The organism is Krasilnikovia sp. M28-CT-15, from assembly GCF_047159595.1.
In the GTDB taxonomy this organism is placed as follows: Bacteria; Actinomycetota; Actinomycetes; order Mycobacteriales; family Micromonosporaceae; genus Actinoplanes.
The window spans coordinates 4056808-4079829 of record NZ_BAAGAK010000001.1 but is presented as its reverse complement, the minus strand read 5'-3'; the positions used below and the strand labels follow the sequence as shown (position 1 = coordinate 4079829).

Annotated in this window: 20 protein-coding genes; 12 read left to right on the top strand and 8 right to left on the bottom strand. The window is 72.5% G+C overall.

The window, feature by feature from the left end; all coding sequences use genetic code 11:
- Positions 1 to 357: 357 nt before the first annotated feature.
- Complete coding sequence (locus tag ACMCNO_RS18740) at positions 358 to 1389, top strand: helix-turn-helix domain-containing protein (RefSeq protein ID WP_412750735.1); 1032 nt, start codon at positions 358 to 360, stop codon at positions 1387 to 1389.
- On the opposite strand, the gene ACMCNO_RS18735 is transcribed toward ACMCNO_RS18740, so the two are convergent.
- A protein-coding gene (locus tag ACMCNO_RS18735) for an IS3 family transposase (RefSeq protein ID WP_412747766.1) occupies positions 1377 to 2542 on the bottom strand; the annotation gives its coding sequence in 2 pieces (ribosomal slippage) (positions 1377 to 2255 and positions 2258 to 2542; 1164 coding nt in all). The two genes, ACMCNO_RS18740 and ACMCNO_RS18735, sit on opposite strands and share 13 nt — an antisense overlap.
- Before the next feature lie 38 nt (positions 2543 to 2580).
- Positions 2581 to 2877, bottom strand: a complete 297-nt coding sequence (locus ACMCNO_RS18730) for a hypothetical protein (protein WP_412750734.1) — start codon at positions 2875 to 2877, stop codon at positions 2581 to 2583.
- 56 nt (positions 2878 to 2933) lie between these two features.
- Between ACMCNO_RS18730 and ACMCNO_RS18725 the strand changes: the two genes are divergently transcribed.
- The 3 genes from ACMCNO_RS18725 (at position 2934) to ACMCNO_RS18715 (ending at position 6165) form a co-directional block, all read left to right on the top strand.
- The gene (locus ACMCNO_RS18725) at positions 2934 to 3860 is read left to right on the top strand and encodes a phosphotransferase (RefSeq protein WP_412750733.1); all 927 of its coding nucleotides are present in this window, start codon (positions 2934 to 2936) and stop codon (positions 3858 to 3860) included.
- A gap of 278 nt (positions 3861 to 4138) precedes the next feature.
- A complete protein-coding gene (locus ACMCNO_RS18720) occupies positions 4139 to 4501 on the top strand; it encodes an STAS domain-containing protein (RefSeq protein ID WP_412750732.1) in 363 nt (120 codons plus the stop codon).
- An 86-nt stretch (positions 4502 to 4587) separates the two neighbouring features.
- Complete coding sequence (locus ACMCNO_RS18715; RefSeq protein WP_412750731.1) at positions 4588 to 6165, top strand: methyl-accepting chemotaxis protein; 1578 nt, start codon at positions 4588 to 4590, stop codon at positions 6163 to 6165.
- Positions 6166 to 6198: 33 nt separating this feature from the next.
- On the opposite strand, the gene ACMCNO_RS18710 is transcribed toward ACMCNO_RS18715, so the two are convergent.
- Both ACMCNO_RS18710 and ACMCNO_RS18705 read right to left on the bottom strand, forming a co-directional pair.
- A complete protein-coding gene (locus tag ACMCNO_RS18710; RefSeq protein WP_412750730.1) occupies positions 6199 to 8421 on the bottom strand; it encodes a molybdopterin oxidoreductase family protein in 2223 nt (740 codons plus the stop codon).
- 137 nt (positions 8422 to 8558) lie between these two features.
- On the bottom strand, positions 8559 to 9356 hold the full coding sequence (locus ACMCNO_RS18705; RefSeq protein WP_412750729.1) for a helix-turn-helix domain-containing protein: 798 nt from the start codon (positions 9354 to 9356) through the stop codon (positions 8559 to 8561).
- 104 nt (positions 9357 to 9460) lie between these two features.
- On the opposite strand from ACMCNO_RS18705, the gene ACMCNO_RS18700 reads away from it, so the two are divergent.
- Positions 9461 to 10078, top strand: coding sequence for a class I SAM-dependent methyltransferase (locus ACMCNO_RS18700; protein WP_412750728.1), 618 nt, complete (start codon positions 9461 to 9463; stop codon positions 10076 to 10078).
- A 124-nt stretch (positions 10079 to 10202) separates the two neighbouring features.
- Here the strand turns inward: ACMCNO_RS18700 and ACMCNO_RS18695 are convergent, their stop codons facing one another.
- Positions 10203 to 11135 (bottom strand): NADP-dependent oxidoreductase, encoded by a 933-nt coding sequence (locus ACMCNO_RS18695; protein WP_412750727.1) that lies wholly within the window; start codon positions 11133 to 11135, stop codon positions 10203 to 10205.
- A 108-nt stretch (positions 11136 to 11243) separates the two neighbouring features.
- Between ACMCNO_RS18695 and ACMCNO_RS18690 the strand changes: the two genes are divergently transcribed.
- Positions 11244 to 12254 carry a GlxA family transcriptional regulator gene (locus ACMCNO_RS18690; protein ID WP_412750726.1) on the top strand — a complete coding sequence of 337 codons (1011 nt, stop codon included), beginning with the start codon at positions 11244 to 11246 and terminating at the stop codon, positions 12252 to 12254.
- A 27-nt stretch (positions 12255 to 12281) separates the two neighbouring features.
- Here the strand turns inward: ACMCNO_RS18690 and thpR are convergent, their stop codons facing one another.
- On the bottom strand, positions 12282 to 12863 hold the full coding sequence (thpR, locus tag ACMCNO_RS18685; RefSeq protein WP_412750725.1) for an RNA 2',3'-cyclic phosphodiesterase: 582 nt from the start codon (positions 12861 to 12863) through the stop codon (positions 12282 to 12284).
- A 139-nt stretch (positions 12864 to 13002) separates the two neighbouring features.
- Between thpR and ACMCNO_RS18680 the strand changes: the two genes are divergently transcribed.
- Positions 13003 to 13830 carry a M15 family metallopeptidase gene (locus ACMCNO_RS18680; protein WP_412750724.1) on the top strand — a complete coding sequence of 276 codons (828 nt, stop codon included), beginning with the start codon at positions 13003 to 13005 and terminating at the stop codon, positions 13828 to 13830.
- Positions 13831 to 13839: 9 nt separating this feature from the next.
- On the opposite strand, the gene ACMCNO_RS18675 is transcribed toward ACMCNO_RS18680, so the two are convergent.
- A complete protein-coding gene (locus ACMCNO_RS18675) occupies positions 13840 to 14382 on the bottom strand; it encodes a YbhB/YbcL family Raf kinase inhibitor-like protein (protein ID WP_412750723.1) in 543 nt (180 codons plus the stop codon).
- A 132-nt stretch (positions 14383 to 14514) separates the two neighbouring features.
- Here ACMCNO_RS18675 and ACMCNO_RS18670 point away from each other — a divergent pair, with 132 nt between their 5' ends.
- Positions 14515 to 17166 carry a glycoside hydrolase family 3 N-terminal domain-containing protein gene (locus ACMCNO_RS18670; RefSeq protein ID WP_412750722.1) on the top strand — a complete coding sequence of 884 codons (2652 nt, stop codon included), beginning with the start codon at positions 14515 to 14517 and terminating at the stop codon, positions 17164 to 17166.
- A gap of 15 nt (positions 17167 to 17181) precedes the next feature.
- Here the strand turns inward: ACMCNO_RS18670 and ACMCNO_RS18665 are convergent, their stop codons facing one another.
- The gene (locus tag ACMCNO_RS18665; protein WP_412750721.1) at positions 17182 to 18564 is read right to left on the bottom strand and encodes an NADP-dependent succinic semialdehyde dehydrogenase; all 1383 of its coding nucleotides are present in this window, start codon (positions 18562 to 18564) and stop codon (positions 17182 to 17184) included.
- Between the two features lie 244 nt (positions 18565 to 18808).
- On the opposite strand from ACMCNO_RS18665, the gene ACMCNO_RS18660 reads away from it, so the two are divergent.
- The 4 genes from ACMCNO_RS18660 to ACMCNO_RS18645 are packed head-to-tail and all read left to right on the top strand — an operon-like array spanning position 18809 to position 22868.
- Positions 18809 to 20038 (top strand): amidohydrolase family protein, encoded by a 1230-nt coding sequence (locus ACMCNO_RS18660; protein ID WP_412750720.1) that lies wholly within the window; start codon positions 18809 to 18811, stop codon positions 20036 to 20038.
- 9 nt (positions 20039 to 20047) lie between these two features.
- Positions 20048 to 21427, top strand: a complete 1380-nt coding sequence (locus ACMCNO_RS18655) for a glutamine synthetase (RefSeq protein WP_412750719.1) — start codon at positions 20048 to 20050, stop codon at positions 21425 to 21427.
- Positions 21428 to 21468: 41 nt separating this feature from the next.
- A complete protein-coding gene (locus tag ACMCNO_RS18650; RefSeq protein ID WP_412750718.1) occupies positions 21469 to 21816 on the top strand; it encodes a PadR family transcriptional regulator in 348 nt (115 codons plus the stop codon).
- Positions 21813 to 22868, top strand: coding sequence for a hypothetical protein (locus ACMCNO_RS18645; RefSeq protein WP_412750717.1), 1056 nt, complete (start codon positions 21813 to 21815; stop codon positions 22866 to 22868). Before ACMCNO_RS18650 ends, ACMCNO_RS18645 begins: the two co-directional genes overlap by 4 nt.
- Positions 22869 to 23022 lie beyond the last annotated feature (154 nt).

Below are 23022 nucleotides of genomic sequence, written 5' to 3'. Positions count from 1 at the left end.
TCGGGGCATGGCCATCGCAACCCGCAACGGCATCGCCTTCCAGGAAGGTGGAGAAATCCACGCAGACGCGAGTGATTCATGTCCGGCTCCTATACCGTGGCGATCTGTTGAGAACCTGAGCGCCGAGGAAGAATCGCTCCATCCGTGACGGCCAGGTAAGCCGTCGGTCCGATGAGAATCACTAGTCGGTAGGCTGCCTGGTCCGGCTAGGCAGGATCGCTAGACAGCTGTTCCGTCCACATAGGCCAAGGCGTTACTGTCAGCAACACACACGCCTGTCTGCCTCCTGGGGTTCACATGAATCTTGAGCGATCCGAAGGATCCGTGCCGGTCCCGGCTACCTGGGAGCATCCGATCATGCGCGGCGCGCTGCGGATTCGCGATCTCGCCACCGTGTACCAGCGGCTGGGCCGTCATGGGTTCTCACAACGGCGGATTGCCCAGTTGACCGGCCAGTCCCCATCGGAGGTTTACGAGATCATCAAGGGGCGCCGGGTCATGGCTTACGATCTTCTCGCCCGCATCGCGGAGGGGCTTGGGATCCCGCGCGGATACATGGGCCTGTCATACGCCGCCGAGCCGCTGTCAGCCTGGGAGGGTGCCCTCGTCGGCTCAGTGTCGACGACCGACGAGATGGCCGAGGTTCGTCGACTTCTGTCGCAGGCGGCGAACATCATGATGGGCGTTTCCGTCCAGGAAGCCTCGCGCTGGTGGCAGCCGTGCGAGCGCGCCATCACCCCGGTACCCGATCAGGTTGGCAGTGTGGACGTGACCCAGTTGGAACACATCACTGGCGTATTGCGGGCGCTCGACTACCGGCACGGAGGCGGATCGTGTCGCGACGCGGTCGTAGCCCAGGCTGACTACGCCCGGATGCTGCTAACCTCCGACAGTTCCGACGAGGTTAGGCATCGGCTGCGCGGTGCGCTAGCGGATCTGCACAATCTGGCTGGTTGGACGTCATTCGATGTTGGACTGTTCTCCGCTTCGCGCCGACACTTTGCGATTGCCCTGGAGCAGGCGAAGGCGTGCGACAATCCGTCGCTCGTGGCAAACGTCCTGTATCGACTGGGGCGTCTGCACCTGCATCAGTCCTACACAATGCAGGCACTCAAGTTCTTCCAGCTCGGTCAGCTGGCCGCCCAGGACGCGGAGGACTCACTCACCGTGGCGATGCTGCACGCGAATGAAGCCTGGGCATATGCGATCATGGGCGAAACGACTAAGGCGTTGAACTCTCTTGGGCGAGCGCAGGACGAATTCGTCCGGCCTCGGCGCGGCGGGGCACCCGGATGGGTCAGCTTCTTCGGAGAGGCTGATCTCCATGCTCTCATGGGTATGGTTGGGTTTGCTGCACCGATTGGTGACAGGTGTAGTCACGCGGCCTGACTGGCCGGTGGGGTCATGATGGTCTCGAACTCGATAGGGGTCAATCGGGACAGCGAGCGTTGGCGTCTGCGGCGGTGGTAGGTCCGTTCGATCCAGGTCACGATCGCGATCCGTAGCTGTTCGCGGGAACGCCATGCGTGCCGGTCCAGGACGTTGTTCTGCAGCAGGCCGAAGAACGACTCCATGGCCGCGTTGTCCCCGGCGGCGCCGACCCGACCCATCGATCCGACCATCCGGTAACCATCGAGGGCCCGGACGAACTTTCTGGATCGAAATTGCGACCCACGGTCGGTGTGGAGTACGCAGCCGGACAGGTCACCGCGTCGGGCGGCGGCGTTGTTGAGCGCGGCCACGGCCAGGCAGGACTTCATCCTGGTGTCGATGCTGTAGCCGACGATCCGGTTGGACCAGACGTCCTTGATCGCGCACAGGTAGAGCTTGCCCTCACCGGTGTGGTGCTCGGTGATGTCGGCCAACCACAGCCGGTTCGGGCCCTGGGCGGTGAAGTCGCGGCGGACCAGGTCGTCGTGGACCGGCGGGCCGACCTTGCGCCCTTTGCCGCGCTGCTTCTTGCCGAACGCGCTCCACCAGCCGTTACCCGAGCAGATCCGCCACGCGGTCCGGTCAGCCATCGGCTGCCCACCGGCGCGGGCCTCGTCAGCGAGGAACCGGTAGCCGAACTCCGGGTCGTCGCGGTGCGCGTCGACCAAGGCGTTGGCCCGGTACGCCTGGATCACCTCGGTGTCGGTCACGGGCCGGGCCAGCCACCGGTAGTAGGGCTGACGAGCGATGTTCAATACCCGGCACGTCACCGCCACGGGGATCCCCTCAGCGGCCAGCTCACTCACGAGCGGGTAGAGCCTTTTCCCGGCAGGTTCGCCTGCGACAAGTACGCCGCAGCCCGACGCAGGACCTCATTCTCCTGCTCCAACAGCTTGTTCCGTCGTCGAAGTTCCCGCAGCTCGGCCGACTCGGTGCGGGTCACACCCGGCTTGGCACCGGCGTCGACGTCGGCCTGACGCAGCCACTTGAACAACGTCATCGGATGGACCCCGAAGTCCTTCGCGATCTGCTCGACCGTCACACCGGGGTCACGCTCACGGGTAACCCGCACGACGTCGTCGCGGAACTCTTGGGGGTATGGCTTTGGCACAGCGACATCCTTCCAGCTCACCCACAGGGCAAGCCATCTCAGATGTCACCTACCGGTGCAGCAGACCCGTTCACGGTCTGCTGCCCGAGACTGGGGGCCAGCACCACGCAGATCAGGCCGTTGACTTTCTGCGGTACAGCATCGATCTTCGTGTGGACAAGATGACGCGCAGCATGACGTTCGAACTCACTGCGGTTGCGACCATTCACCTGCGTTCCGGTGATATCGAGCGAGGCCTGCGATTCGGAAACCGTGCCGTCGACCTGGCCGAGCAGGTCCGCTCCATCCGTACCCTCGACCGGCTCGCGCCCCTGCGGACAGCAGCAGAGCAGCACGCAGGTGATGATGAGGTCATGGCTCTGGCTCGCCGGATTGGTACGCTCCGGGCGGGATGAAATGGCAGCACGCAGCGGTACGGTCGGCCGGGCGGATGACGTCCAGCAGGCTGCGCGCGGCCCTTGGTGCGCTGGAGGACGTCGCTGATGTCGATGTCTCCGGCGCTGAGCTGATCAAGTTCACCAACAACGCCGTATTCCGGCTTCCCGCTGCCGGGGTCGTCGTACGCATCGCTGGCTCGCAGACCATGGCGCAACGTGCCGAGAAGGTCGTTCGGGTGGCGCAATGGCTGAAAGAACATCGCGTTGCGGCGGCTCGGCTACTGCCGCATGTTACGCAGCCGGTCACTGCCGACGGGCTGACGATGACGCTGTGGCATGAGGTCATTGCGGACGGCCCTGCGCCGACGGGTGCCGACCTGGCAAGGATCCTCAGGGAGATTCACGAACTTCCTCCACCCGCGGGTGGACTTCCGGCTTGGGCGCCGTTCCAGGAAATTCGGCAGCGGCTCGACGAGCCGGAAGGCGTGCGTCAGGCGGACATCGCTTATCTGCGCGATCAATGCGACCAGATCGAAGGTGAGATCGGCGAACTGACGTTCGCGATGCCCGTCGGGCCGATCCACGGCGATGCCTTCATGGGCAATCTCATCGCCGGTCAGGGTGGGCCCGTCATCTGCGACTTCGACTCGACATGCATCGGTCCGCGGGAGTGGGACCTGACACCGCTGGCGGTGGGAAAGCTCCGCTTCGACTACTCCGGAGACGCCAATGGGGACCTGGCCAGCCGCTATGGTTTCGACGTCATCGGCTGGCCCGGCTTCAATACCCTCCGCCGGATTCGAGAGCTCAAGCTGGTGACGAGCGTCGTCCCGGTTCTGGGCAGCAATCCGGGGATCCGGCCGCAGTGGGAGTACCGGCTCAGGACCTATCGATCCGGGGATCAGTCCGCCCGATGGAGCACCTACGGTGCCGCGGCGTGATCGCGTTCCAATGCACACTCCCTGGCTGCGTTTGACGAGGCGGGAGAACAGGAAGAAGCCCAGCCGGTCGGTGGCGAGGGTGCCCAGCGCCTTGCTGGTCATCGTGGCGAGGCCGACCGGCGGGCTGTAGACGTCGCCGTTTCCCTCGTCACGCTGCTGGAACGGTTCCTCGTTGGCGACAGCCCGAGCAGCTGCCCCGGAGTTGCGCGGCTGTCGACCCGCCACCGTCCACGTCGTATCGTGAGTCCGTTGAATGCGCGGTGACGAAGGGCAAACCGATGCGTGTCCCCGAGCTCGATGTCGAGACGGGCCCCGACGGCAGCCTGATCGTCCGGCCCCACGGCGCCCTGGGACCGGAGCATGCCGTCGAGCTGCGCCAGCTGCTGGTGCATTCCGTTCGCAAGATCCGCCCGTTGCGCCTGGTGCTGGACCTGGCCGACGTATCTGTCCTCGATCCGATCAACCTGGGCACGCTGTCGGCGGTGTGCGGCCTCGGCGATGATCATCAGGTCATCGTGTTCCTTGATCGCGCCTCGCCGCGGATGGCCGCCGAGCTCACCGCCGCCGGAGTGCCCCGGCAGCGGCTGCGGGCGATCCGGCCCGCTTCGTTGATCACGGAAGAAATTCTCCCCGACATGTGAGACCGGTCTCAAGGCGTCGCCACCGGTTGCCGATCGCTGTGACACACGACCGGGGCGTCCGGTCTTCGGTCACGGGGGGCACGGAGATGACAGGTCTGGCAGGCTGGGTCGGCAACCGCAGGGTGTCGACGAAGATTCTCGCGGTCGCCGTGGTGGCGGTGGCCGGCACGGTCGTCACCGGAGCGGTGAGCCTCGCCGGGATCAGCGGCCTGCAGAGCACGCGGGCGCACGAGCTTCGCCGGGCCGTGCCGTACATCAACGACCTCAACGCGGCCGGACTCGCCGCCAAGGCGGCCGCCAACGACGAGCGCGGCTTCCTGATCGCGGGTGACCCGAAGTTCCGCGACGAGGCGCTCGGCCGCCAGAAGACCGTCAAGGAGGAACTCGGCGCGGCGCGCGCCCGGGGCACCGCCGGCGAGCGGGCCGCCATCGACGAGATCCAGAAGGCGATCGACACGTGGTTCGCGGCGCTGCAGGCCGAGTTCACGACGTACGAGGGCGACCACGCGGCCGCGGTGACGGCCGCGCTCGGTCCTAACCGGGACCTGCGCAAGGCGTACGAGACGAAGCTGGCCGCCGAGATCACCCGGGCCAACGACGCGCTGGTCGCGGGCAAGGACTTCGACGGCACCGTACGGGCGACGCGCTGGTCGATCGGCATGGTGTTCGCGGTGGCGGTGGCGCTGGCGGTGCTGCTGGCCCTGTACATCGCGCGGCAGATCGTCGCGCCGCTGGGTCGCGTGTCGTGGGTGCTGGCGGCGGTGGCCGACGGTGACCTGTCGCACGACCCGGACGTGGATCAGAAGGACGAACTGGGCCGGATGGCCGGGATGCTGCGCCGGGCGATCGGCACGTTGCGGCAGACCGTCACGGAACTGTCTGAGCATTCCACGACGCTCGGTGGCGCCGCCGAGAACCTGTCGGACACCAGTCGGCACTGCGTGACCGATGCGCAGGAGGGCGCGCGGCAGTCCGCGGCGGTGGCCGATTCGGCGGCGACGATGTCGACGAACATCCACACGGTGGCCGCGGGTGCGGAGGAGATGGGTGCGTCGATCCGGGAGATCGGGCAGAGCGCGACCCATGCGGCGGGCGTGGCGTCGCGGGCGGTGGAGGTGACCGCGGATACCTCGACGGTGATGGCGCGGCTGGGGGAGTCCTCGACGGAGATCGGCAACGTGGTGAAGGTGATCACGTCGATCGCGGAGCAGACCAACCTGTTGGCGTTGAACGCGACGATCGAGGCGGCCCGGGCGGGCGACGCCGGCAAGGGGTTCGCGGTGGTGGCCGGTGAGGTGAAGGATCTCGCGCAGGAGACGGCACGGGCCACCGAGGACATCGGTCAACGGGTCGCGGCGATCCAGGAGGACACGGCCGGGGCGGTGGCGGCGATCTCGGAGATCTCCGAGATCATCGCGCGGATCAGCGAGTTCCAGACCACGATCGCGTCGGCGGTCGAGGAGCAGACCGTCACCACCAGCGAGATGACCCGCAACGTCACCGAAGCGGCGTCCGCGGGCGGCGCGGTCGCCCAGACGATCGACGATGTCGCCGACTCGATGCAGCGGATCAACTCGCGGGTCGACGGCGCCAGCCAGGCGGCGGGTCAGCTTGCCACCATGTCCGCGGACCTGCGCCGCATCGTGGACCGCTTCCAGCTCTGAGCTTGCCGTTCAACCTCCGGGCCGGCTCTGAAGTCAGGGCCGGCCCGCGGCCTTGACCTCCACCGGGATGCCGTTGAGCACGCTGTTGCCCGACAGCGGGTCGATCGCGAATTCGTCCGTGAGCACGTTGCTGTTCACCCCCGGGTGGGCGGCGGCGACCGTCATCCGGATGCCCGGCAGGTCGTGACCCCACCCGTGCGGCAGGCTCACCACGCCCGGCATCACCCGGTCGGTGACCTCCACGGGCGCCGACACCGTGCCGGCCCGCGACACCACCCGGGCGTCGTCGCCGTCGGTGAGCGCCAGCCGGGCCGCGTCAGCAGGATGCATCTGCAGCGTGCACCGGTCGCGCCCCTTCACCAGTGCGGGGACGTTGTGCATCCAGCTGTTGTTCGAGCGCAGGTGGCGGCGGCCGATGAGGACCAGGTCGTCGCGTTCGCGGTCGAGGGCACCGCGTAGCCGTTCGACGTCCGCGGCGATCGGCGCCGGGCACAGCTCGACCGTGCCGCTGGGGGTCTGCAGGACCTCGGGGATGCGCGGGCGCAGCGGACCGAGGTCCACCCCGTGCGGGTGGGCCAGCAGCCGGGCCAGGGACAGCCCGTCGGGCCGGGCACCGAAACCGTCACCGTACGCGCCGGTGCGCAGCGCCACGTCGAGCAGGCGCTCCGCGGGATGCGTACCGTCCACCATGGCCCGCAGTTCGGCCACGGTCCGACCGGCGGGCAGCGCCCGCTGCAACGCCTGCTCCAGCATCTGCTCGTGCAGCATGCCGGGGTCGGCGTCGGCGCCCTGGCCGGTGACCAGCAGGGTGAGCCGTGCCAGGATGTCGCACTCGTCCATCCCGCTGCCGTCCGCGGGCAGCACCGGCGGGGAGTACGCCGCGAAGTTGCGCACCGCCAGCGCCAGGAACGAGAAGTCGTAGTGCCCCTTGCGGGCGGGATCGGTGGGCGGCAGCACCACGTCGGCGTGCCGGGTGGTCTCGTTCAGGTACGGGTCGACGCTGACCATGAAATCCAGCCCGCCCAGCGCCCGGTCCAGCCGTCCGCTGTTCGGTGTGGACAGCACCGGGTTGCCCGCCACCGTGACGAACGCGCGGACCTGACCGTCGCCCTCGGTCTCGATCTCGTCCGCGAGCGTGGCGACCGGGAACTCGCCCTTGACCTCCGGCAGCCCCCGGACCCGGCTGTGCCAGCGGCCGACCGTGAACCCCTTGCCGCCCGAGCGGGCGTGCGGGCGCAGGTGCGCGGCCAGCGGGAACATGACCCCGCCGGGCCGGTCCAGGTTGCCGGTGAGCACGTTGACGACGTCGACGAGCCAGCTGGTCAGCGTGCCGAACTCGACCGTGCACGTGCCGATGCGCCCGTACACCGCGGCGGTGGGGGCGGCGGCGAGGTCGCGGGCGAGGCCTCGGATGCGCGGCGCGGTCACCCCGCACACCGCGGCGACCCGTTCCGGGGCGAACGCCTTGGCCAGCTCGCCCACCTGGGTGAGGCCGGTGACGTGCCCGGCGAGCGCGCCGAGGTCGACCAGGTGCTCGGTGACCAGCGTGTGCACGATGCCGAACAGCAGGTACGCGTCCGTGCCCGGCCGGATGGCGAGGTGCTCGTCGGCGTGTTCGGCGGTCCGGGTCCGGCGCGGGTCGACCACGATGAACCGGCCGCCGCGCGCCTGCAGCGCCTTCAACCGGCCGGGGAAGTCCGCCGCCGTGGCCAGGCTGCCGTTGGACTCCCACGGGTTCGCGCCCAGTATCAGCAGCAGATCCGTACGGTCCACGTCGGGCACGGGGATCGCCAGGGGGCTGCCGTACAGGTAGCCGCTGGACACGTGCTTGGGCATCTGGTCGACCGTGCTGGCCGAGAAGATGTTGCGGCTGCCCAGGGCGCGCAGCAGCGGCGAGAGGTAGAGCCCGCCCGCCATGGTGTGCACGTTCGGGTTGCCCAGGTACACCGCGACGGACTGCGGGCCGTAGCGCTGCAGGATCGGGCCCAGGCCCGCCTCGATCGCGCGGAACGCCTCGTCCCAGCTGACCTCCTCGTGGCGGTCGCCGCGGCGCACCAGCGGGCGGCGCAGCCGGTCCGGGTCCGCCGAGAGCTGCCCGAACATGGCGCCCTTGGGGCAGATGAAGCCGTGGCTGAAGACGTGTGCGGAGTCGCCGCGCGCCGCGACGATCCGGTCGTCGGCGACGGTGAGTTCCAGGCCGCAGGCCGCCTCACACAGCGGGCAGGTCCGGTACGCCGTACGGGTCTCACCGGGCATGGTGTCACCAGCTTTCCGGGCCGCCGCGTCGCGGCCCACGCCTTGTTACCCGCCGGTATCGTGCCACGCCCGGGCGGGGGGTGCCACCCGCCGGGGGGGATTCGCGGGCGCGGGATCACCCGGTGCCGGGGACGCGGTCACGCAGCGCTGGGGCGGCCCCGCAACGCCTGCCGTCCCCACCGGTCGACGCAGTAGCTCAGCGCGTCGTCGAGCTCCAGTTCCCGGGTCGAGTTCCCGACCCGCACGTACAAGGCGACCGGCTGGCCCTTGCCGGCCCGCAGGAACACCGGGTGGGCGGCGGGCGGGGCGGTGACGACGCAGACGTCGTGCCCGTCCACCTCGGTGAAGCTGACCTGGATGGTGGCGCAGGCGGGGGCACCGATGACGGCGATGAGCATGTCGCGCAGCCACAGCTCGAAGTAGTCCCGGTTCGGCGCCTTGATCAGCGGATAGTCGTCCTCGATGCCGGTGATCGCGCCGTCGTCGGCGACGCCGATCAGCAGGATGCCACCCTCGGCGTTGAGGAATCCGGCCAGCGACTTGGCGATGACCCGTTCGACGCGTTCGTCGCGCTGCTTGCTGTGCCGGTTGTAGCGGGCGGAGGACTTGAACTCGACGTGGTGCGACTCGCCACCGGCGATCAGTTCGGGCACGGTGCCGCGGGGCAGCCGCTGCCGGGCCTGCCAGCGGTCCATCCCGAGCAGCGTGGCCAGGGTGACCCCGACGGCGACCGCCCCGGCGACCACCGGCAGTTGCCGTCCCGCGCTGTGCCCCACGCCGCCGACGATGCTGCCGCAGGCCGCACCGAGCAGTCCGGCGACCACCGCGTCGGACCAGGACACCCGGATCCGTCTTCGCAGTGCGAGCCGTCCGACACCGCCCAGCCCCAGGCCCAGGCCGATCGAGACGAGAATCGCCCACGTCTGGTTCGCCATGATCCCCTGACCTCACGACTGCGACAGTGATCATCCTGTCACGCTGCGGTGGGCCGGGATGGCGGATCGCCGGTCCGTCCGGCGGGCTCGGGCACAATCGCGGGGTGACACGAACGCAGGGTGACGCCCAGGCGCCGCCGCAGACGGCCTCGCTCGACCACTTCACCAACCTCTACCTGGCCAAGGACGACCCGTGGGACACCGCGACCAAGTGGCACGACCAGCGCAAGTACGCGGTCGCCGTGGCCAGCCTGCCCCGCGAGCGGTACCGCCGCTGCTACGAGCCGGGCTGCTCCATCGGGCTGCTGACCCGGCTGCTGGCGCCGCGCTGCGACGAGATCCTCGCGGTCGACTGCGTCAGCGCCGCGGTGCGCCAGGCCGCCGACGCGGTGCGCGAGTTCCCGCACGTCCGGGTCCGGGAGGCGATGCTGCCCGCCGACCTGCCGGACGGCACGTTCGACCTGATCGTGATCGGTGACCTGCTGTACTACCTGTCCGCCGAGGACCTCGCGGCGCTGCTCGACGGGCTGTTCGACCGGCTGGAGCCCGGCGGTGACCTGGTGGCGGTCCACTTCCGCGACCGGCAGGGCGGCAACTACGACGGGTTCAACGTGCACGAGGCCGTGGGCGCGCGGCCGGGGTTGCAGCGGCTGGTGCACCACGAGGACGAGTGGTTCGTGCTGGACGTGCTGCGCCGCAGCGCCGAGGCCCCGCGTCCCTGAGCGGCCGTCCGGGCCGCCGCGCTGCCGGACCCCACCGCCAAGGGCGCGAGGGGCCCGGCAGCCGCCGTCCCGGGGCGGTGCCGCCGGCCCCCGTGGGTGCTCGTCCGGCGGCACCGGGCGGGGTTCAGGCGACCGTCAGGATGATCTTTCCGGTGGTCCGGCCGGATTCCCCCAACTCGTGCACCGTGGCTGCCTGGGCCAGTGGCAGTGCCGTGTCGACGAGGACGCGCAACCGGCCCGCCTCGACCAGCGCGGCGAGTTCCATCAGCCCGGCGCGGTCGGGCTCGACCAGCAGGAACCCGGCCCGGACGCCGCGCCGCGCGGCCTGCGGAGCCAGGTCCTGCTCGCCCGGTGAGGTCAGCGACACGAGGACTCCGCCGGTGCGCAGCACCGCCAGCGAGCGCGGTCCGTAGTCCCCGCCGACGGTGTCGAGCACGACGTCGACCGGGTCCAGCACTTCGGCGAAGTCGGCCGCGGTGTAGTCGATCAGTTCGTCCGCGCCCAGGCCGCGCAGCAGTTCGTGCTTGCCGGCGCGGGCGGTGCCGATCACGTACGCGCCACGGGCCTTGGCGATCTGGACCGCCAGGTGTCCCACCCCGCCCGCGGCGGCGTGGATCAGCACCCGCTGGCCGGGGCGCACGTCGGCGCGGTCGACCAGCGCCTGCCAGGCGGTGAGCCCGGCCAGCGGCAGCCCGGCCGCGTGGACATGGTCGAGCCCCGCGGGCTTGCGCGCGAACTGCCGGGCCGGGGCGGCCACGTACTCGGCGTACGCGCCGGCCTGCCTCGGGAAGTGCGGCATGCCGAAGACCTCGTCGCCCGGGGCGAACAGGGTCACCCCGAGACCGACCGCCTCGACCACGCCGGAGACGTCCCAGCCGAGCACGAACGGCGGTTCGCCCAGGAAGACCCCCGCCGCGCGGGTCTTCCAGTCGACCGGGTTGATCCCGGCCGCGTGCACCCGTACCAGGATCTCGGTCGGTCCGGGGGCCGGGCGGGCCAGCTCGATCTCGGTCAACACCCCGGGCCCGCCCAGCCGGGTCTGACTGATGGCACGCATGTCCATGCCGTCCTTTCGTTGGCGATCTCACCGATGTCGATCCGAGCCTCCCGTGGCGGGGCGCGCCCGACCAGTGGCCTGATCGACGAGATGTGAAAGGATCTGGCCATGCATCGCGTGGCCGTCCTCGCCCTGCCCGGCGTCTACCCCTTCGAGCTGGGCATCGCCAACCGCGTGTTCGGCAGCGCCCACGACCGCTCCGGCGCCCCGTTGTACGAGGTGGTCACCGCGAGCACCGACGGCGCCCCCGTGCCGACCGCCGGCGACTACACCATCGCGGTCCCGCACGGCCCGCAGCCACTGTCCACCGCGGACACCGTGGTCGTCCCGGCGGTCGAGGCGTTCGCTCCCGTCTTCACCGAGGGGCGGCTCAACGCGCCGCTCGCGGCCGCGCTGGCCCACGTACGCCCCGGCACCCGTCTCGTCTCGATCTGCACCGGGGCGTACGTGCTGGCCGCCGCGGGGCACCTCGACGGCCGTCCGGCGACCAACCACTGGTCCTGCGCGGGACATTTCCAGCGGCTGTTCCCGCGGGTGGCGGTCGATCCCGACGTCCTGTTCGTCGACGACGGCGACGTGCTCACCTCGGCCGGTGCCGCCGCCGGCCTCGACCTGTGCCTGCACCTCGTGCGCCGCGACCACGGCAGTGAGGTGGCCAACGCGACGGCCCGGCGCTGCGTCGTCCCGGCCTGGCGCGACGGCGGCCAGGCGCAGTACATCGAGCGCCCCATGCCGGCAGCGACGCAGACGTCCACGTCGGCGACCCGCGCCTGGGCCCTGCAGCGGCTCGACCGGCCGCTGCCGCTGGAGGCGCTGGCGCGGCACGCACGGATGAGCGTGCGCACGTTCACCCGCCGCTTCCGGCAGGAGGTGGGCATGACCCCGGGCCACTGGCTCGTGGCCCAGCGGGTGGAACTGGCCCGGCAGCTGTTGGAGAGCACCGATCATCCGGTCGACCGGATCGCCGGGCTGGCCGGATTCGGCACCGGCGCCTCGCTGCGCACCCACCTGAGGGCCAGCACCGGGGTGTCGCCGGACACCTACCGGCGCGCCTTCCACCGCATCGGTGACCCGGCACATCAGCGCGGCGTGCGTCGTGGTGCGGCTGCCGGCCGGTGATCGCGGTCCGGGCCGCCGTCCGGCGATTCAGGCGAGCGGCCACGTGCTGAGCTGGTCGTACCGCGGTTGCGGGCCGAGGTGGCTGCGCACCAGCACGATGCTGTCGAGCGGCCACTGCGGACCGCGGTACCCGGCCAGGTCCTCCCGGTCCGCCGCCACCTCGGCGGAATCCAGCTTCTCGCCCGGGCGGGCCACGGTCAGGTGCGGCTTGAACGGCCGTTCGTCGAACGGCAGCCGGTCGTGCTTCAGTTCGCGCCGCACCTGCTTCGACAGCCGCTGCACCGCGTCGGTGTCCCCGTCCACCCCCACCCACAGCACGGTGAACCTGCCGCGCCCGAACCGGCCGCCCCCGGCCAGGCACAGCCGCGGCGCGCCGGACCCGGCCGCCCGCCATACGTCCGCCGCCCGGTGCAGGGCCCCGGACACCGCCGGGGCGCGCTCGTCGGCGACCTCGCCCAGGAACGCCAGCGTGACGTGCCAGGTCTCGCGGCGGGCCAGCCGGGTGTTGACGCCCCGCTGCGCCGCCGCGGTGACCCGCAGACCCTCGATGCGGCGCGCCAGGTCGTCGCACACCTCCGGCGGCGGGTACGCCGCCACGAACAACCTCATGCCAGCACAGTACGGGTCAGCCCGCGGGCCGCAGCGGCACCGGCCGGCGGTGGCACCCCACCCTTCCGTGGGTCGCACCATGGGGTGAGTTCGGCGATTCCGATCCCGCCGTGGGTGGTGTCGTTCGTAGCGTCGGGCCGTGCCGAAGCCACTGTTGACCCTGGTAGGTGTGCTGTTGTGCGTCGCCCCGGCGGTGGCCGTGGCCGCTCCGGCCGCTGCCGCCCGGACCGCTCCGGCCGCCATCGCCCGCCGGTCGGTGTGGCATGTGGTCGCGCCCGGCGAGACCATGGCGGGCATCGCGGCGGCCAACGGGCTGCGCCGCGCCGACGTGGGCAGGTGGAACCAGATCGCGGCGCCCTACCCGGTGCAGGTGGACGGGACGCTGCGGCTGACCCCGCAGGCCGCACGCCTGCCGGGCTGGCGGACCCGGGTGGAGCCGGTCACCCGGGAGTCGTTGGGCTGGGGTCCCGCCCGCCGATGCCCGGTGTCGCCGGAGGACCTGCGCCGGATCTGGGTGTCCTACATCGACTTCCGCGGTGGATATCACGACGGCAGCATCGTGATGCACAAACGCCTGGTGGAGCAGACCCAGCAGGCGTTCGCGACGCTGTTCCGGTGGCGCTTCCGGATCATGGCGATGGCGCCGCTGTGGCTCAACCAGCCGGGCCTGACCGACACCAGCAGCGCCACCTCCGGGTTCGCCTGCCGTCGCGTGGCGGGCACCCGGGTCTGGTCGCAGCACGCGTACGGCCGGGCGATCGACCTCAACCCGCTGCAGAACCCGATGGTGCGCGGCGCGGTGCTGGACCCGCCCGGGGCCGGGCCGTGGGTGCGGCGCGACCACTTCCGGATCGGCATGGTGCACGCCGACGGCGCGGTCCGCGCGCTGACCGCGGCCGGCTTCGCCTGGGGCGGGCGGTGGCGCACCCTGAAGGACTACCAGCACTTCAGTACGACCAACCGCTAGCGGGTTCGCTCAGCCGCGCGCGTACCGGCCGGTCAGGGTTCCCTTCGCGAGGACCGCGCCGTCGATCGCGGTGCGCAGGTCCGCCGCGCTCGCGCCCGCCCGCGCCCCCGCCGGGCGCGACAGCGCGTACACGGTGAAGACGTAGCTGTGTGCGGGGCCGCGGGGCGGGCAGGGGCCGCCGTACCCGGTGTGGCCGAAGCCGTTGGTCCCGGAGCCGGGTGGCCGCTCACCCTCGGCGAGCCCCGCCCGGGCCGGGTCGATGCCCCACGCCACCCAGTGCACGAACGTGCCGTGCGGCGCGTCCGGGTCCTCCACCAGCAGCGCCAGCTCGCGCACCCCGGACGGCAGCCCGGCGAAAGCCAGCGGGGGTGACACGTCCGCCCCGTCGCAGGTGTGCCGGCGCGGGATGTCCCCGCCGTCGGTGAACGCGCTGCTGGACACGGAGATGTTCGGCGCGGCCGCCGGTGCGGCCGGTTCGGGGCCCGGTCCCGCGCAACCGGCCACCAGGCCGGCCAGTGCGCCGAAAATGATCAGCGGAGCCCAGGACCGCATCCTGGCACCATAGCCTCCTTCGGGTCAGACATCGCCGCCGAACGTGCCCGGCATATTGACCTCACTGGAAGTGATTGGCCAGTATCGGTCGGTGACGCCCTCGTGCCCCGGGCGGACCTCGAGGAGGACGGCATGCGCCCACGGTTCCCGTCGCCGGATCACGTCGCCCGGCGGCGCGTCGCGGTGCTCGCCGCGGCCGTGCTCGCGGTCTCCCTCAGCCCCCTGCAGGCGTCGCGACCCGGCGGGCAGGCGGTCGGCATCGCCGCGCAGCAGCCGGTCTACCGGGCCGCCGAGGGCGGCCACGCATCCGTCGCGGTCGTGGTCACGACCTCGGACGGCCGTCCCCTGACCGCCTCGGCCTCGGTGCGCTACGCCACCGGATCCGGCACCGCCTCCGCGGGGGCGGACTACCCCCTGACCTCCGGCACGCTCACCTTCCCCGCGGGCAGCGCCTCCGGCTCGGCGCGGGCGTTCACCCTGGCCGCGACGCGCGACGGCGCCGCGGAGACCGCCGAGACCGTGCCGGTTTCCCTGCACGCGGCGGCGGGCGCGGCGGTGACCCGGCAGCCCGTCGTGATCATCGACGCCAACGGGCTGCCGTACCTCGACCCCGGGCTCGGCGTCGAGCGCCGGGTGGCCGACCTGCTGGGCCGCATGAGCCTGGACGACAAGATCGGGCAGATGACCCAGGCCGAGCGCGCCGCGGTCGCCAAGGACCCGGCGCTGGTGGCGCGGTGGCGGCTGGGCTCGGTGCTCTCCGGCGGCGGCTCCGCGCCGTCCCCGAACACCCCCGCCGCGTGGGTGCAGATGGTCAACACCCTGCAGTCGTACGCCCTGAGCACCCCGCTGCAGATCCCCATGATCTACGGCATCGACGCGGTACACGGCCACGGCAACGTTTCCGGCGCGACCATCTTCCCGCACAACGTGGGGCTGGGCGCCACCCGTGATCCCGCGCTGGTGGAGGACGTCTACCACGCCACCGCCGCGGAGGTACGGGCCACCGGCATCCCGTGGGACTTCGCCCCGTGCCTGTGCGTCTCGCGCGACGAGCGGTGGGGCCGCGCGTACGAGAGCTTCGCGGAGGATCCGGCGCTGGTGGCCCGGATGGCCACGGCGGTCGACGGGTTGCAGGGACCCGGCCGCTCCCGGCTGGCCGCCCCGGACGGCGTGCTGGCCACCGCCAAGCACTACGCCGGGGACGGCGACACCGAATACGGCACCGGTTCCGGCAACTACACCATCGACCAGGGCGTCACCGTGACCGGCCGGGCCGACTTCGCCCGCATCGACCTGACGCCGTACCGGGCCGCGGTGCGCGAGCACGGCGTGGGCAGCGTGATGCCGTCGTTCTCCAGTGTGGACTGGACCGAGGACGGGACCGGCAACCCGGTCAAGATGCACGCCAACCGGGAGCTGATCACCGGGGTGCTCAAGCGCGACATCGGCCTGGACGGGTTCCTGGTCTCCGACTGGGAGGCCATCCACCAGCTGCCGGACCCGTCCGCTCCCGCGGGTGAGCCGAAGCCCACCGCCGGGCAGGTCCGTGCCGGGGTGAACGCGGGCACGGACATGTTCATGGAACCGCACACCGCCCCCCGGTTCGAGCAGCTGTTGCGCGACGAGGTCACCGCGGGGCGGGTGAGCACGGCGCGCATCGACGACGCGGTGCGGCGCATCCTGCGCGCCAAGTTCGCGCTGGGGCTCTTCGAGCATCCGTACGCCCCCGCCGACCGGCTCGGCGAGGTCGGCAGCCGCGCGCACCGGCAGCTGGCCCGGCGGGCCGCCGCCCAGTCCCAGGTGCTGCTGAAGAACCGCGGGCACGCGCTGCCGCTGCGCCCCGACGCGCACATCTACCTGGCCGGGCGCACCGCCGACGACATCGGCAACCAGGCCGGTGGCTGGACCGTCGACTGGCAGGGCCGCTCCGGCGCCGCCTTCGCGGGCACCACGATCCTGGCGGGCATCCGCGAGGTGGCCCCGCAGGCGAATGTCACGTTCAGCGCGGACGGCTCCGCGCCGACCGGGGGCGCCGACGTCGGCGTGGTCGTGGTGGGGGAGACCCCGTACGCGGAGGGATTGGGCGACGTGGGCGGCCCCGCCTGCGGATACTGCACGCCGCCACAGGCCGAGCCGAAGTCGCTGACCCTGCAGCCGGGCGACCGGGCCGTGGTCGACAAGGTGTGCGCCGCCGTGCCCACCTGCGTGGTGCTGCTGGTCTCCGGCCGCCCACAGGTGATCACCGACCAGCTCGGCGACATCGACGCGCTGGTCGCCTCGTGGCTGCCCGGCGGCGAGGGCGCCGGGGTGGCCGACGTCCTGTTCGGCCGCCGCCCGTTCACCGGACGGCTGCCGGTGACCTGGCCGCGCAGCACCGGCCAGGTGCCGATCAACGTGGGAGACCCGGACTACCGGCCGCTGTTCCCGTACGGGTGGGGGCTGCGCACCGACCCGGGCCGGGACCGGGTCGCCGCGGCCGCCGGAACCCGCCCGGCCCCGGCGGTCGCCGCGCTGCTGACCGCCGCCCGGTGGCAGCCCGACAGGACACTGCGCCCGGACGCGGGCACGGTGGACGTCGCCCGGCGGGCGCTGGCCGCGCCGGGCACCCCCGCGACGGTACGCGACGCGGTGCTCTCCGTGCTGCGCGATGCCGCCCAGGCGCGGGCCGAGGCCGGGGGAGCACCGCCCGGGTGGGCGGCCCTGATCGCGGACGCCGACCACGCCGACACGGCCGGGGCGCCCGGGCGCTCGGGCGCCCTGCTGGCTGAGGTGATCATCGGATAGGTGGTGCGGTGGCGCTCAGTTCTGGCCGCCCACCCACACGGTCTTGAGGTTGCAGAACTCGCGAATGCCCACGCCGGCCAGCTCCCGGCCGTACCCGGAGTCCTTGATCCCGCCGAAGGGCAGCTGCGGGTACGACGTGACCATGCCGTTGACGAACACCGCCCCCGCGTCCAGGTCGTTGATCAGCCGTTCCTGTTCGGCCGGGTCGCTGGTCCAGGCGCTGGCGCCCAGCCCGAACGACGTGGCGTTGGCCAGCGCCACCGCCTCGCGGTACGAACTCACCCGGTACACCGCGGCGACCGGGCCGAACACCTCCTCGCCGAACATCCGCATCTCCGCCGTCACGTCGGTCAGCACCGTGGGCGGGTAGAACCAGCCGGGCCCGGTGGGCAGCCGGCCGCCGCAGCGCAGGCTGGCGCCGCGGCCGACCGCGTCGCGGACCAGCGCGTCGACGTCGCTGCGGCCCTGCCGGGTGGCCAGCGGCCCGATGTCCGTGCCCTCGGCGGCGGGGTCACCCATGGCCTGCGCCGACATGTGCGCAACGAACCGGTCCGCGAACGCGTCGTACACGTCATCGTGGACGATGAACCGCTTGGCCGCGATGCACGACTGGCCGTTGTTCTGGCAGCGGGCGGTCGTGGCCACCCGGGCGGCGCGGTCGAGATCCGCCGAGGGCAGCACCACGAACGGGTCGCTGCCGCCCAGCTCCAGCACGGTCTTCTTCAGCGCCTGCCCGGCGGCGGCGGCGACGGCCCGGCCCGCGGCCTCGCTGCCGGTCAGGGTGGCCGCGCGGACCCGCGGGTCGCCCAGCACCGCCGCGACCGCGTCCGAGCCGATCAGCAGGGTCTGGAACGCGCCCTCCGGGAACCCGGCCCGGCGGAACAGCTCACCCAGGTACAGGGCGGTCTGCGGGACGTTGGACGCGTGTTTGAGCAGGCCGGTGTTGCCCGCCATCAGCGCCGGGGCGGCGAAGCGCATGGCCTGCCACAGCGGGAAGTTCCACGGCATGACGGCCAGCACCGGACCCAGCGGCTGATACCGGGTGAACGCGCGCACCGCACCGACCGCCGCGGCGTCGCACGGCTCGTCGGCCAGGAAACCTTCGGCGTGCTCGGCGTAGAACCGGCAGGCCGCCGCGCACTTGAGCACCTCCGCCCGGGCGGCCGGCAGGATCTTGCCCATCTCCAGGGTGACCGTGGCTGCCAGGTCGTCCTGCTCCGCCTCCAGCAGCTCCGCGGCCCGGCGCAACCACGCCCCCCGCTGCGTGAACGAGGTGTCCCGCAGGTCGCGGAAGCCGGTCACCGAACAGGCCAGCACCGCGTCGATCTGCTCGGCGGGCATCGGGTCGAACGTCTTGAGCACCTCACCCGTCGCCGGGTTGGTCGTCGCGATCGTCATCCGGCACACACCTCCCTGGTCGCCAGGCTGCGACCCGCGCCCTGCCACCGAAGGGTTACCCCGGCCCGGCCGTTCCCATTCGACACCCGCGGGATCGCCGTGCCCGGCTGCCGCGCGGAAGCCCACCGGGATCGATTCGATTCGACGGGGGTCGGCAGGGGCGGGGTGGACGGCCGGTCACCTCCGGCGGCGCGTCCCGCCACGATCGCGGCGCCGACGCGGGACAATCGGCCCGGAGGCGCGGATGCTCGAAAGCGTGCGGCTGGTGGATCACCACTGCCACGGCGTGGTGGGCGGGCCGCTGGAGCGTGCGGGCTTCGAGCTGCTGGCCACCGAGTCCGACCGGCCCGCGCCGCCGGGGTGCTCCGCGCTCGACTCGCAGCTGGGCTTCGCCATCCGCCGCCGGTGCGCGCCGCTGCTCGGGCTGGCCCCGCACGCCCCCGCCGAGGAGTACCTGCAGCGGCGGGACCGGCTCGGTCCCGCCGAGGTCAACCGGCGCCTGCTGACCGCCGCGGGGGTCGGCGTCTTCCTCGTCGACACCGGCTACCGGGCCGCGGACCTGCTCACCCCGGCGCAGCTGGCGCAGGCCGCCGGAGCGCAGGCGCGGGAGGTGGTCCGGCTGGAGGCGGTGGCCGAACGGGTGGCCGCGGGCGGCGTCACCGCCGAGGGCTTCGCCGCCGCCTACGCGGACGCCCTGGCCACCGCCACCGTGGACGCTGTCGCGGTCAAGTCGGTCCTCGCGTACCGGCACGGCCTGGACATCGGGCCCGGGCCGCCCACCGCGCGGGAGGTCCGCACGGCCGCCGGGCGCTGGTTGCGGGGGACCGGCGGCGCCGCGCCCCGGCAGTCACACCCGGCGCCGCCGGGCGCCGGCCTGGGCCGGGCGGGGGCGAGCGGGGCGAGATGTTCGGGCAGGGTGGCGCGCGGTGCGGCGCAGGCCGCCGCGGGCCTGCGCCTGGACGAGCCGGTCCTGCTGCGGCACGTGTTGTGGGCGGGGGTCGAGCGGGGCCTGCCGGTGCAGGTCCACACCGGATTCGGCGACCCCGACCTCGACCTGGCCCGCGCCGATCCCGCGCTGCTGACCGGTTTCCTGCGCGCGGTGCGCGACCGGGGAGTGGCGGTCATGCTGCTGCACTGCTACCCGTACCACCGGCAGGCGGGCTACCTCGCCCAGGTCTTCCCGCACGTCTACCTGGACGTGGGGCTGGCGCTCAACCATGTGGGCGCGCGGGCGGCCGCGGTGCTGGCCGAGTCGCTGGAGCTGGCCCCGTTCCACAAGGTGCTGTACTCCTCGGACGCGTTCGGCCTCCCGGAACTGCATCTGCTGGGGGCCGTGCAGTTCCGGGAGGCCCTCACCGAGGTGCTGGACGGGTGGGTGGCGGCGGGCCGGTGGTCGGACACCGACGCGCGGCGGGTGGCCGCGATGATCGGCGCGGGCAACGCCGAGCGGGTGTACCGGATGGGCCACGGATAGGAGCGGATCATGTTCGGTGACCGGATGGGCGTCGGCGGCGCGGCACGCGTCGAGGAGCTGGCCGGGCGGCTGCGCCTGGACGGGATACACGGCGTGGTGCTGTCGTACGTCGACACCGCCGGGGTGACCCGGATCAAGACCGTGCCGGTGGCGCGGCTGGCCCGGGCCGCCCGCTGGGGGGTCGGGATGTCGCCGGTCTTCGACGTCTTCCTCAGCGACGACTCGATCACCGCCACGGACCGGCTGGGCGGCCCCGACGGCGATCTGCGCCTGGTGCCCGACGTGGACCGGCTGACCGCCCTGCACGCCCAGCCCGGCTGGGCGTGGGCGCCGGTCGACCGGTACACCCAGGCCGGGGAGGCCTGGCCCGCCTGCCAGCGCGGCTTCCTGAAGGCCATGACGGAACGCGCGGCCACCGCCGGGCTGAGCTTCAGCATGGCGATCGAGGTGGAGTGGGCGCTCGGCCGGGCGGGCACGGACGAGTTCGTCCCGGCCTGCGGCGGTCCCGCGTACGGTGCGACCCGGCTGGTGGAGGTGAGCGACTTCGCCCGCGACCTGCTGTCCGCCCTGGACGCCCAGGGTGTCGAGGTGGAACAGCTGCACCCGGAGTACGCCGACGCCCAGTTCGAGCTGTCGGTCGCCGCCCGTGACCCGGTGGCCGCCGCCGACGACAGCCTGCTGGTGCGCCAGACGATCCGGGCCGTGGCGCACCGGCACGGGCTGCGCCCGTCGTTCGCCCCGTCCGTGCTGGCGGGCCGGGTGGGCAACGGCGGCCACGTGCACCTGTCCGCCACCCGCGACGGCCGCAACCTGTTCACCGGCGGCCCGGGTCCGCACGCGCTGACCGCCGAGGCGGAGGCGCTCGCGGCGGGCATCCTGGACCTGCTGCCGGCCCTGTCTGCGGTCGGCGCGCCGTCGGTGGCGAGCTATCTGCGGCTGGTGCCGTCGCACTGGGCGGGCGTGTTCGCCTGCTGGGGCCACGAGACCCGGGAGGCGGCCCTGCGGCTGATCACCGGGAGCGCGGGCGCGGAGGATTCGGCGGCCAACCTCGAGGTGAAGTGCGTCGACCTGGCCGCGAGCCCGTACCTGGTGCTCGGTGCGCTGATCGGGGCCGCGCTCGATGGGCGGCGCCGGGAGCTGCGGCTGCCGCCGCCGGTGACCGGCGACCCGGCCCGGTTCTCCGCGGACGAGCTGGCCGCCCTGGGCGTCCGGCGGCTGCCGACGAGCCTGGACATGGCGGCCGACGCCTTCGCCGCCGCGGCGCCGCTGCGGGAGGCGCTGGGTGATCTGCTGGCCGACGCGGTGCTGGCGGTGCGCCGGGCCGAGGCGCAGCGGTTGCGGGGCGCGTCCGACGAGGAGGTGACGGCCGCGCTGCGGTGGATCTATTGACGTGGATTGCCAGATATCCTGCGAGCCATTATATTGTGCTCATGGCTGCCAGAGCGATGACCGAACCCGCGTTCTTCATCCTCACCGCGCTGATCGACGAGCCCCGGCACGGCTACGGCATCGTCGGCGAGGTCGACGCCCTGTCCGACGGCCGCGTCCGCCTCAAGATCGGCACGCTGTACGGGGTTCTCGACCGGCTCGTCGCCGACGGCCTGGTAGAACTCGACCGGGAAGAGCCGCACCAGGGCCGGCTGCGCCGGTACTACCGGCTCACCGACCGTGGTCTGGACGCGCTGACCACCGAGGCGACCCGGCAGGCCGCCAACGCCGAGGCCGCCACCCGGCGGCTGGCCGCACACCGCCCCGCCACCGCAGGAGGATTGGGATGAGCAGTCTGCTGGAGCAGCGGTACCGCCAGGTGCTGCGGTTGCTGCCCGCCGACTACCGGCAGGCGTGGGGCGAGGACATGGTGGCCTCATTCATGCAGGCCGCGTATGCCGCCGCCCCCGACGACCCCGAGGGCGTGGAGATCAGCCGGCCGGGTATCGGCGAGGCGGCCAGCATCGCCGCCCTGGCCGTGCGCCTGCGACTGGGCGGGTCCGGGGCGGCGCCGCGCCCGTTCTCCTGGGGTGAGGCGGTCCGCCGCGTCGCCCTGATCGGCCTGCTGGCCCAGGCGGTCGGCGCGCTGTCCGGAGTCGTCCTCATGACCTGGGCGCTCAAGCAGCTGCCGGGCGCCATGCCGTTGCCCGACGCGACGCCACCGTTCGGCGGCGACCGCTGGCAGGCATTGTGGAGTTTCACCGGCCTGCTGTGGCTTCCGGCGTACCTGTCCGCGGTGCACGGCCATCACCGCGCGGCCCGGATCCTGACCAGCGTGGCCTTCCTGCCGGTCCTGGTCACCGACGTCCTGCGGATGACCGACGCGACCAACGGCGGGGTCACCACCGCACGGGTGGGCTGGCTCATCGTCAATGCGCTGCCGCTGCTGGCCCTGGTGGCCTTCGGCCCGGACGCGCCGCGACCGCGCGCCCGGCCGTGGCTGATCGCGTTGCCCGTGGGCACGGCCGCCACCATCGCCGTCGCCCTGGCCGCACAGCCCTGGCCCGGCCGGGAGCACCTCGGCCTGGCCCTGGCCGACTGGCCCGGCCTGTGGTCTGCCGGTCTGATCGCCGCGGCCCTGGCGTTGCCGGTCGTCCGGCGAGGCGACCGGCTGCCGGTCTGGCCCCTGACCCTGGCCCTGCTGGTGCCGCCCGTGCTGGCCCTGCGGGTGATCACCGTGCTGGACTACGCCCGCATGGGCACCTACACCCACGACACCGCCGAGCCGGTCATCGTCGGGACGATCCAGAGCGTGGTGCTGGTGATCGTCGGCGTCATCCTGGCCGGCACCGCCACCCTGCGGCTGCGCCACCTGCCGGCGGCGACGGACGCGCGGACCTGAGGATCCCCCGTGAACCCACGGAAAATCGTCTGAAAGGATCCAACGTAGACCGACACCCACACAATTCGCGGACCCCCCTCACCGCCGGGAACCCGGATCCGGCTCGTGCGCGGAAGCGGGCGGACGCCGCGGTCAAGGAAGAGGCAGCCAGCGC

Bases quoted from the DNA above. Each gene is read 5' to 3' on its own strand.
- ACMCNO_RS18740 (WP_412750735.1), top strand. From the start codon at position 358: ATGCGCGGCGCGCTGCGGATTCGCGATCTCGCCACCGTGTACCAGCGG.
- ACMCNO_RS18725 (WP_412750733.1), top strand. From the start codon at position 2,934: ATGAAATGGCAGCACGCAGCGGTACGGTCGGCCGGGCGGATGACGTCC.
- ACMCNO_RS18720 (WP_412750732.1), top strand. From the start codon at position 4,139: ATGCGTGTCCCCGAGCTCGATGTCGAGACGGGCCCCGACGGCAGCCTG.
- ACMCNO_RS18715 (WP_412750731.1), top strand. From the start codon at position 4,588: ATGACAGGTCTGGCAGGCTGGGTCGGCAACCGCAGGGTGTCGACGAAG.
- ACMCNO_RS18710 (WP_412750730.1), bottom strand. From the start codon at position 8,421: ATGCCCGGTGAGACCCGTACGGCGTACCGGACCTGCCCGCTGTGTGAG.
- ACMCNO_RS18705 (WP_412750729.1), bottom strand. From the start codon at position 9,356: ATGGCGAACCAGACGTGGGCGATTCTCGTCTCGATCGGCCTGGGCCTG.
- ACMCNO_RS18695 (WP_412750727.1), bottom strand. From the start codon at position 11,135: ATGCGTGCCATCAGTCAGACCCGGCTGGGCGGGCCCGGGGTGTTGACC.
- ACMCNO_RS18690 (WP_412750726.1), top strand. From the start codon at position 11,244: ATGCATCGCGTGGCCGTCCTCGCCCTGCCCGGCGTCTACCCCTTCGAG.
- thpR (WP_412750725.1), bottom strand. From the start codon at position 12,863: ATGAGGTTGTTCGTGGCGGCGTACCCGCCGCCGGAGGTGTGCGACGAC.
- ACMCNO_RS18675 (WP_412750723.1), bottom strand. From the start codon at position 14,382: ATGCGGTCCTGGGCTCCGCTGATCATTTTCGGCGCACTGGCCGGCCTG.
- ACMCNO_RS18670 (WP_412750722.1), top strand. From the start codon at position 14,515: ATGCGCCCACGGTTCCCGTCGCCGGATCACGTCGCCCGGCGGCGCGTC.
- ACMCNO_RS18665 (WP_412750721.1), bottom strand. From the start codon at position 18,564: ATGACGATCGCGACGACCAACCCGGCGACGGGTGAGGTGCTCAAGACG.
- ACMCNO_RS18660 (WP_412750720.1), top strand. From the start codon at position 18,809: ATGCTCGAAAGCGTGCGGCTGGTGGATCACCACTGCCACGGCGTGGTG.
- ACMCNO_RS18655 (WP_412750719.1), top strand. From the start codon at position 20,048: ATGTTCGGTGACCGGATGGGCGTCGGCGGCGCGGCACGCGTCGAGGAG.
- ACMCNO_RS18650 (WP_412750718.1), top strand. From the start codon at position 21,469: ATGGCTGCCAGAGCGATGACCGAACCCGCGTTCTTCATCCTCACCGCG.
- ACMCNO_RS18645 (WP_412750717.1), top strand. From the start codon at position 21,813: ATGAGCAGTCTGCTGGAGCAGCGGTACCGCCAGGTGCTGCGGTTGCTG.